This is a genomic window from SAR324 cluster bacterium, from assembly GCA_029245725.1.
Lineage (GTDB): Bacteria > SAR324 > SAR324 > SAR324 > NAC60-12 > JCVI-SCAAA005.
Genome location: JAQWOT010000335.1, coordinates 1 through 8,248, shown reverse-complemented (window position 1 = coordinate 8,248; position 8,248 = coordinate 1). Strand labels below are relative to the sequence as shown.

The 8,248-nt window shown below is 35.9% G+C and carries 7 protein-coding genes; 5 read left to right on the top strand and 2 right to left on the bottom strand.

Annotated features, from left to right (window positions below):
* The coding region (locus P8O70_18225) for a phytanoyl-CoA dioxygenase family protein (GenBank protein MDG2198776.1) at positions 1 to 192 on the bottom strand (192 nt) is incomplete at its 3' end.
* Between the two features lie 443 nt (positions 193 to 635).
* Between P8O70_18225 and P8O70_18220 the strand changes: the two genes are divergently transcribed.
* From P8O70_18220 to P8O70_18200, 5 genes are all read left to right on the top strand, one after another.
* Positions 636 to 2,474 (top strand): ABC transporter substrate-binding protein, encoded by a 1,839-nt coding sequence (locus tag P8O70_18220; protein MDG2198775.1) that lies wholly within the window; start codon positions 636 to 638, stop codon positions 2,472 to 2,474.
* 309 nt (positions 2,475 to 2,783) lie between these two features.
* Positions 2,784 to 3,788 (top strand): ABC transporter permease, encoded by a 1,005-nt coding sequence (locus P8O70_18215; GenBank protein ID MDG2198774.1) that lies wholly within the window; start codon positions 2,784 to 2,786, stop codon positions 3,786 to 3,788.
* Between the two features lie 28 nt (positions 3,789 to 3,816).
* Complete coding sequence (locus tag P8O70_18210; GenBank protein MDG2198773.1) at positions 3,817 to 4,917, top strand: ABC transporter permease; 1,101 nt, start codon at positions 3,817 to 3,819, stop codon at positions 4,915 to 4,917.
* A gap of 29 nt (positions 4,918 to 4,946) precedes the next feature.
* Entirely contained in the window at positions 4,947 to 5,966 is a 1,020-nt protein-coding gene (locus P8O70_18205) for an ABC transporter ATP-binding protein (GenBank protein ID MDG2198772.1), read from the top strand.
* Between the two features lie 3 nt (positions 5,967 to 5,969).
* On the top strand, positions 5,970 to 6,986 hold the full coding sequence (locus P8O70_18200) for an ATP-binding cassette domain-containing protein (GenBank protein ID MDG2198771.1): 1,017 nt from the start codon (positions 5,970 to 5,972) through the stop codon (positions 6,984 to 6,986).
* A gap of 39 nt (positions 6,987 to 7,025) precedes the next feature.
* Here the strand turns inward: P8O70_18200 and P8O70_18195 are convergent, their stop codons facing one another.
* Complete coding sequence (locus P8O70_18195; GenBank protein ID MDG2198770.1) at positions 7,026 to 7,931, bottom strand: phytanoyl-CoA dioxygenase family protein; 906 nt, start codon at positions 7,929 to 7,931, stop codon at positions 7,026 to 7,028.
* Between the last annotated feature and the right edge of the window lie 317 nt (positions 7,932 to 8,248).

The window sequence follows — 8,248 nt, the reverse complement described above, 5'->3', positions numbered from 1 at the left end:
GTCCGTTCCAAGGAAGCGCAGAGTGGTTTCTTCCAGCAGAGAGAGATTGGCTCGCTTGCGATCCAGCCGTAGTGATTTCTTGAGCACCACGGGAGGATTGCTCATCACTCGTGGTTGACCGGAATGGTTCGTTGAAGAAGTGTGCAGCATGTAGGGATGAATGATGTAGAGGTCACCAGCCTTGGCAAACAACTACCTGAAATCCTGGCATTTCTGAGTGATCGAGGGGAAGTCAAAGGTTCCTGGTTCGATGCCCTCTAGATGTATCAGCAACACTTGAGCAAAACAAACCAGCCGGAAGCAATGAATAAACTACTATAGTTTTAGATAAAAAATAAAACTAATCATGAAATGTGAAGGTGAAATAACTATAAAATTAGAATAATTATATAAAATTTAAGTGAATAAATAGAATCTATAATTAAATGAAAAAAGTGTTGAAAAACATAGGGAAAAAAGGTGTTGAACAAATCAATTATTTAAAAAGTGAATATGTTTTAAAAGAAAAGATAAATTTAATTTTTGCTTGACATATTCATAATATTTCAGATAAAACCAAGTTCTGATTCTATTGTCGAACGGATTGTGGCATATGCCACAACTCAAACATAAAAACTTATCAAGAGTGAGGCAACATGATTGCGAAAAAAGTTACCAGCTTGCTGGCATCTTTAATCATACCTGTTGTGGGTGCAATTGGAGGAGAATCTCCAATGCTCAAAAAAATGGTAGATGAGGGGAAACTTCCACCCTTAGAGGAAAGATTACCAGAGAATCCATTAGTAGAAAATCCAGTAAGCGAAGTTGGAAAATATGGCGGTAAACTAGTACTCGGCACAGCATTCTTTTTAGATGATGAACGATTGCCGTCACGGGCAGACAGAAATGGATTTTTCCAATTTTCCTATCCCTTTCCAGCACAAGGTCCAATTAAACCTAATCTGGCTGAATCATGGAAGTGGAACGATGATGGAACAAAATTAACGATTAATTTGAGGAAAGGAATAAAATGGTCTGATGGTGAGCCATTTACCACTGATGATGTAATCTTTTTTATGGAAGATATCGTAAATGATGAAAAAGTTGCTTATATATGGTTTTATGAAAGTAATTTCTATGATGCAGAAGGTGACTTCCCGAAAATAACAAAGATAGATGATCATACAATTGTATTTGACTACGATGAGACTGCATTCCTATTTGAAAAGAAATATGCAAATGTAGTTTGGCAAGCATTGCCAAAACATCACTTTAAAACATGGCATCCTAAATATAATAGCCAATCAAATTATGAAACGCTTAATGAAAAGTTAAAAATCCTGGGTGTCAATTCTGAGGGAGGAAGAGTTACATTGAATGCATGGGTTGTAGACGAATATGTGCCCGATGGAAAACTACACATGACTAGAAATCCATACTATTGGAAGGTGGATTCAGAAGGCAATCAATTACCTTACTTTGATGAATTCGAAATAATAGTAGCAGGAGACAGACCAGCAGTCGGGTTAGGAAATATGACAGGTGAATTTGACCACGATCATATGTGGACAGGTTTCCCACATTACTCAATGTGGCTCGAAGAGCAAGGAAAACCCCAAAGGGATTACTCAATCGGATTCTCTAACGCGCCAGGGATGAAGATTAACTTTAATTTTGATTCAGAAAATGCAGATGCACGAAAGATAAATCGGAGTATAGATTTCAGGAGAGCAATATCGTTGGCTATTGATAGACAAGCAATTTCACGAACTTTAGCTTTTGACTTGATGACGCCCATCGGATCGGCTTGGGCACCCGATTCACCATATTTCGATGAAAATTCGGGATATCTATATTCAGAATATGATCCCAAAAAGGCAAAAGAAATTCTTGATGATGCTAATATAATTGACAGAGATAATGATGGTATAAGAGAATTACCATCAGGTGAGAAATTAGAGTTGATCTGGGATATGTATGCTCATGATCTCTACACACCAATGTCAGAAATGATCGTTGAAACAGTGAGAGGTATAGGTGTCAATTTGATCCTAAATGAAAAGCATCAAACACTGCACAATAAAAATTTCACCTCTGGTAATTTTGAATTATCAACTCATGATTTTGAGTCGTATAATGAGCCATTACTGATGATTGATAAATGGATTCCAACGAAGCCTGGATCACCAAATTTTCATGTAAAAGCATACGAAAATGGTGGCTTTTCAAAGGAATACAATGAATTTACTCGATTGTTAAAACAAGCTAACACAACTAGCATTGAAGAAGGAATAGCCTTGGGTCGAGAGGCAGGAAAAATAATGGCTGAAAATGTATTCATGATCCATGTTGGGGTTCGTAAAAGACCATTCATAAATGCAAATCGACTTGGAAATATGGTACTGGAATCAACAAGGGTTCAAGAATATGGTAATTTCGACCCACCATTTCGTTATATGCAGGTCTATGAGAAATACCCACCAAACAGGCCGTGAATAAAAATTTAAATAAAATTAAATATTAATGATATAAAAAAGGAAATCTCCTATGAAAGCTGATTAAACTGAAGAGAAGGCAAGCTGTTTTTTAAACAGCTTGCCTTTGTAAGAGGAAAGGAAAGAAAGGTTTATCTTAAATGAAGAGTATATTTGAAGATTTATGCTTCTGATTAAAATAATTTAATTAAAAAATTTAATGCTTTGAATGTAAATTTGAAGACAAATAGAAGATTTATTCAAATGAAAATAAACTTTACCTGTCTAAAAATAGTATGAAATTTATACTATATAAATAATGTATTTAATATGGGTATATTAAGCTACATTCTCCAAAGAATATTGCTCTCAATACCAGTAGTAATTGTGATCTCCATAATTTGTTTTGGTTTGATCCAACTACCCCCTGGTGACTATGCAGATGCTTATGCAGCACTTGCTTCGTCAACAGGAGGTGGAAGTGTATCAAACGAATATATTGAGCAAATTCGAGAACGATACGGTTTGGATCAGCCGTTTTGGATACAGTATTGGAAATGGGTCAAAGGATTTCCCGAAGGAGATTTTGGAATCGCAATGTCATTGCAGGGAACGCCAGTAGCAGAAATTCTAAAAGAGAGACTGCCAATGACTCTTTTTATAAATTTTTGGGCATTGATATTTGCCTTAGCTATTGCCCTCCCAATTGGTTTATATTCAGCTACTCACAAATATAGCTTATTAGACTATCTACTCACTTTCATTGCGTTTATCGGTATAGCTATACCTGGTTTTATTTTAGCAGTTATAATTATTGCAATCTCAATTTTCTGGCTAGATTCTTCATATATTGGGAAATTGTATTCAAACGAGTTTATAGGTAAACCATGGACCTCAGACAAAATTATTGATTTTCTGAAGCATCTGCCAGCACCAATTATTGCAATTGGTATTGCTCAGACGTCAAATACCATGCGAATAATGAGAGGTAATATGCTGGATGTTTTACGACAGCCGTTTATTCAGACAGCGCGTGCTAAGGGGCTTTCTGAAAGTGCTGTCAACTGGAGACATGGTGCTCGAATTGCGGTCAATCCAATAATAAGTAGAATTGGTGTCTATCTCCCTGAAATTATTGCAACAGAAATGTTGGTTTCGATAGTTTTAAACCTTAATACAATAGGCCCCCTCTTTTATGATTCACTTATTGCACAAGACATGTATTTGGCTGGAACTATATTGCTCATTATTTCAGTAATACTTGTTTTGGGAAATCTTCTAGCTGATATATTATTAGCCATATCAGATCCACGAATTAAACATGAATTAATGTAGTCATTCAAAATTAGTAAATGGAGGTTAATTGAGTGACAATTTGGATTATATCCATTTAACAGAAAGACAGCTTAAATTAAAGAAATTTCTTAGACATAAGGTGGCAGTATTCTCATCCTTGTTGCTTTTTATTCTGTATTTGATGGTAATTTTTGCGGATTTTTTTGCACCATATGGAATGCTTACTAACCATAAATATTATTTGTATGCACCACCACAAATATCTAAAATAAGATTTGTAGACAATGACGGAAATTTTAGGTGGAGACCTTTTATTTATCGTCAAGTCGCAAAAAGAGATCCAAAAACACTTAGATTCATCTATGTTGACGACACAAATAAAAAAGACTTTATCTATCTTTTTGTTGAGGGTGAAAAGTACAAAATGCTTGGTCTAATTGAAAGTAATATTCATCTTTTTGGAGTCAAAGAAGGTAAATTGTTTTTATTTGGAACAGATATTATTGGTCGTGATCTACTTAGTAGAATTATATTTGGTGGACGTGTTTCACTATCAATTGGCTTAATTGGCGTAGTTATATTAGTAATTCTGGGTACAATTATTGGGACAATATCTGGTTATTTTGGTGGATGGTATGACAACATAATACAGCGCGTAATTGAAATTGTAAGAACTATTCCACAAGTTGCACTTTGGATGGCTCTTGCTTCAATAATCCCAAAGGAATGGCCATCTTCTTATGTTTATCTGGGTATTGTCATTATTTTTGGTTTCATCAGTTGGGCTGGTCTTGCACGTGAACTACGTGGTAAAGTACTTGCGATCCGTCGATCTGACTTTATTTATGCTGCAGAGATAGCTGGAGCTAGTGCTGCAAGAATAATAAGAACGCACATCATCCCAAATGTTTTTGGTCATATTATCGTAATTGCTACTTTAAGTATTCCAATAATGATCATTGGTGAAGCCGCTCTAAGTTTTCTTGGATTAGGAATTAAACCCCCGATGACTAGCTGGGGCCTTTTATTGACAAAATTAAAAGAGGTTCAAACGCTTAAACACTACCCTTGGTTAATTACTCCAGCTGGATTTATTGTTATTTCAGTTCTATGCTTTAATTTTATTGGTGATGCGTTAAGAGACTTGAATGATCCTCATTCAAAATAAACAGAATTAATTTTAGAAATTAAACCTCAATGAGTGAAAGTTTATTCACCAATTCAAAAAAGCTTATTAATGTTGATAACCTTGCTGTTCACTTTCATATTCCACAAGGTACTGTTAAAGCTGTAGATGGTATTAGTTTTGATATTGCAAGAGGGAAATCTTTGGGAATTGTTGGTGAAAGTGGTTGTGGTAAGACAATCACTGCACTAACAATGATGCTTTTACATCCACACCCTGAAGCTAAAATTGAAAATGGGAGTATAAATTTTTATCGTCATGAAAATGACATGATAAATTTAGCAAAACTTGATGTTCATAGCAAAGTAATTCGCAAGATAAGAGGTAATGATATCGCTATGATTTTTCAAGAGCCAATGATGTCTTTGAATCCAGTCCACAAAATTGGTGATCAATTGATAGAAATCATTAGGCTACACCAGAAAATTTCTAAATCTAACGCTAGGCAAGCTGCCTTAGATGCCCTTGATATGGTGAAGATTTCAGCTCCTGCTCAACGAATGAATGAATATCCGTTCCAAATTAGTGGTGGGATGAGGCAAAGAGTAATGATTGCGATGGCATTATGTTGTAAGCCAAAATTATTAATTGCTGATGAGCCAACAACAGCACTTGACGTAACAATCGAGGCTGAGATCTTAAAGTTGATCAAAGATTTGCAAGATGATTTGAATATGTCGCTAATGATGATTACGCACGATCTTGGTGTGATCAGCGAAGTGACTGATCATGTCGCTGTTATGTACGTTGGTAAAATTGTAGAGAAGGCATCAACTAAAGATCTTTTTAATGAACCTCTTCATCCTTACACCCAAGGGTTATTTAAATCTCGTCCTGAAATTAAAATTTCTGGTCGGCTTGAATCTATTAGAGGAGTCGTACCAAGCCCATATGAAGTTACTGAAGGTTGTAGCTTTGCCCCTAGGTGTGATTTTGCAACATCATTGTGCAGGTCCAAATCTCCAAAATTAATTAGGTTGGATGGGCGTGAAGTTAGCTGTTGGAAGTATGCAGACCGGGGAGAAATCTGAATTATGGATGAGAATAATATTCTAGAGGTTAAGGGCCTTAAGAAATTTTTCCCGAATCGTAAGGGCTTTTTCAATAGGATTTCCAGTTTCAACAAAGCTGTCAATGATGTCAGTCTACACATAAAGAAAGGTGAAACTGTAGGGCTCGTTGGTGAAAGTGGATCTGGTAAAACCACTGTTGGTAGATGTATTGTAAAATTATTTGCCCCTACTGCAGGCAGCATACAATACAATTTTAACGGAAAAATTTTAGATATTTCCCAAACTCCTGAACATCAAATCAAAGATTTTCGGAAAAATTTTCAGATGCTTTTTCAGGACGTGTATTCTTCTCTCGATCCAAAAATGAAGGTTCTTGAGATAGTAACCGAACCATTAGCAATCCATAGTATTGGCACACAAAAAGAGAGATTTAATAAAGCCTGTGAGCTAATAACTAAGGTTGGCTTGTCCCCAGATGATTTACAAAAATATCCTCATCAATTTAGTGGTGGCCAAAGGCAGCGAATAGGAATCACAAGAGCGTTATGTAGCCAACCCAAGTTCATTGTATGTGATGAGCCTGTATCTGCATTGGATGTTTCAGTCCAAGCTCAAATTCTTAATCTTCTCCTTGATCTCAGAAAGGATTTTAATCTTTCCTACCTTTTTATTGCCCATGATCTAGGAGTAGTTAAATATTTTAGTGATAGAATTATTGTTATGTATCTGGGGAAAATTGTTGAAGTCGCTCTAGCCAGAGATATATATGCTTCCCCAAAACATCCATACACTGAGGCACTTTTAGCTGCTATTTCAAAGTACAAAGTTGGTAGTGAAAGAAAAATTTTATTGCAAGGAAGCATTCCAGATCCATCAAAGCCACCCACTGGTTGTGTTTTACAGCCACGTTGCAAATATGCTCTTGATGTATGCAAACAGAAAGTTCCTGCTCTATTGCCTGTTCCAAATAAAAATGATTCGTTTGTTGCCTGCCATCGATCATCTGAGTTAAACTTAGAGAGTTATTCATCCAAATAAATTTCGGTAAACTCTTGGGTTTAAGTTTTTTGAATCGTATTATTTAGTATTTTCTAGTTTTGTAAATTTATTCCATATCGGTTCACGGCACCAACTAATTGGCTCCACATTTGATCCTGATGATGGAAATAAATGATAAACTTTGGCTTTTTCTTCAGTTGGCCATTTTTCCGGTGTCATCGAATTCTTACCCGATGGATCAGTGTCAACACCTCTTCTCTGAAACATTTCAAAAATCCTTTCTTTAATTTCTTCTGGTAGTCTTTCGTAATTTGGGTGGAACCAAAGGGTAATTAGTAGACGTTCATCTTCTGTTCTATTTGGTAGCGCTCCGTGTACCATTCTAGCATCGCCAACAACCACATCACCATAAGATACTGGCAACTCAACCTCCCCTTCCATTGAATAATATAATGGGTCTTCTGGATTTTCTACTCTTGATACACTATCACTGTGCGCGTTCTTATACTCCTGCAAAATTTGAGGATTCCGGTGTGTTCCAGGGAGTACTCTCAAGCAGCCATTTTTTTGATCAGTATCCTGCAAATAAATCATAACGAAAAATTGGGCAATCTCTTCTGTGTAAGAGATTTCATGCTGCCATGCCCACCAATCCTGGTGCCAAAATAATGCTGGTCCATCTTTGGGTTTGCTTATAATGTAGCCAGAATTAAATTTTGGATTCTGACACTCTAACTCTTTAAGTAAATTCTTTAGCTTTTCATGTCCTATCAATTCTGCAAACTGTGGATAATCAGCAGTTAAAATAAGACTTCCTTGTGACTTGTTTTTCTCTCTGTGGTTTTTTGATTGTTTCTTGATTGCATCTAGTGAAATTTTTCTTATTGGATCTAAATCTTCTTTTGTGAAGATGTTTTTAAAAACAACATAGCCATCTTCAATTAATGTTTTTCTGTAGTTTTTATGATTCTTTTTATTTCTCATAACTAATTTTCCTAATAGTATACAAGTTTTGGGTTCTGCTAAAATGTCGACCGAAACTAATTTCAAATCAAAAAACTTTGCAAGTTTATTAATTTGTAAATCAATTGAACTTTTATTTAAAGCTTGGCCTTAAGTTTTCTCAGGATTTTTGAATGCCAATCAATTGAATCTGCTTAGTCATCAACAGCAGATGGCCAGCTTGCAGCACGAGCCCAGTAATCATCATGACCTTGTGACCGTACAGATCCATCATTTTGCTGGTTTGTCCCACCAAAAGCAGGCTGGCACAGGCTTCTACACTGAACAGCAAGGTGGTC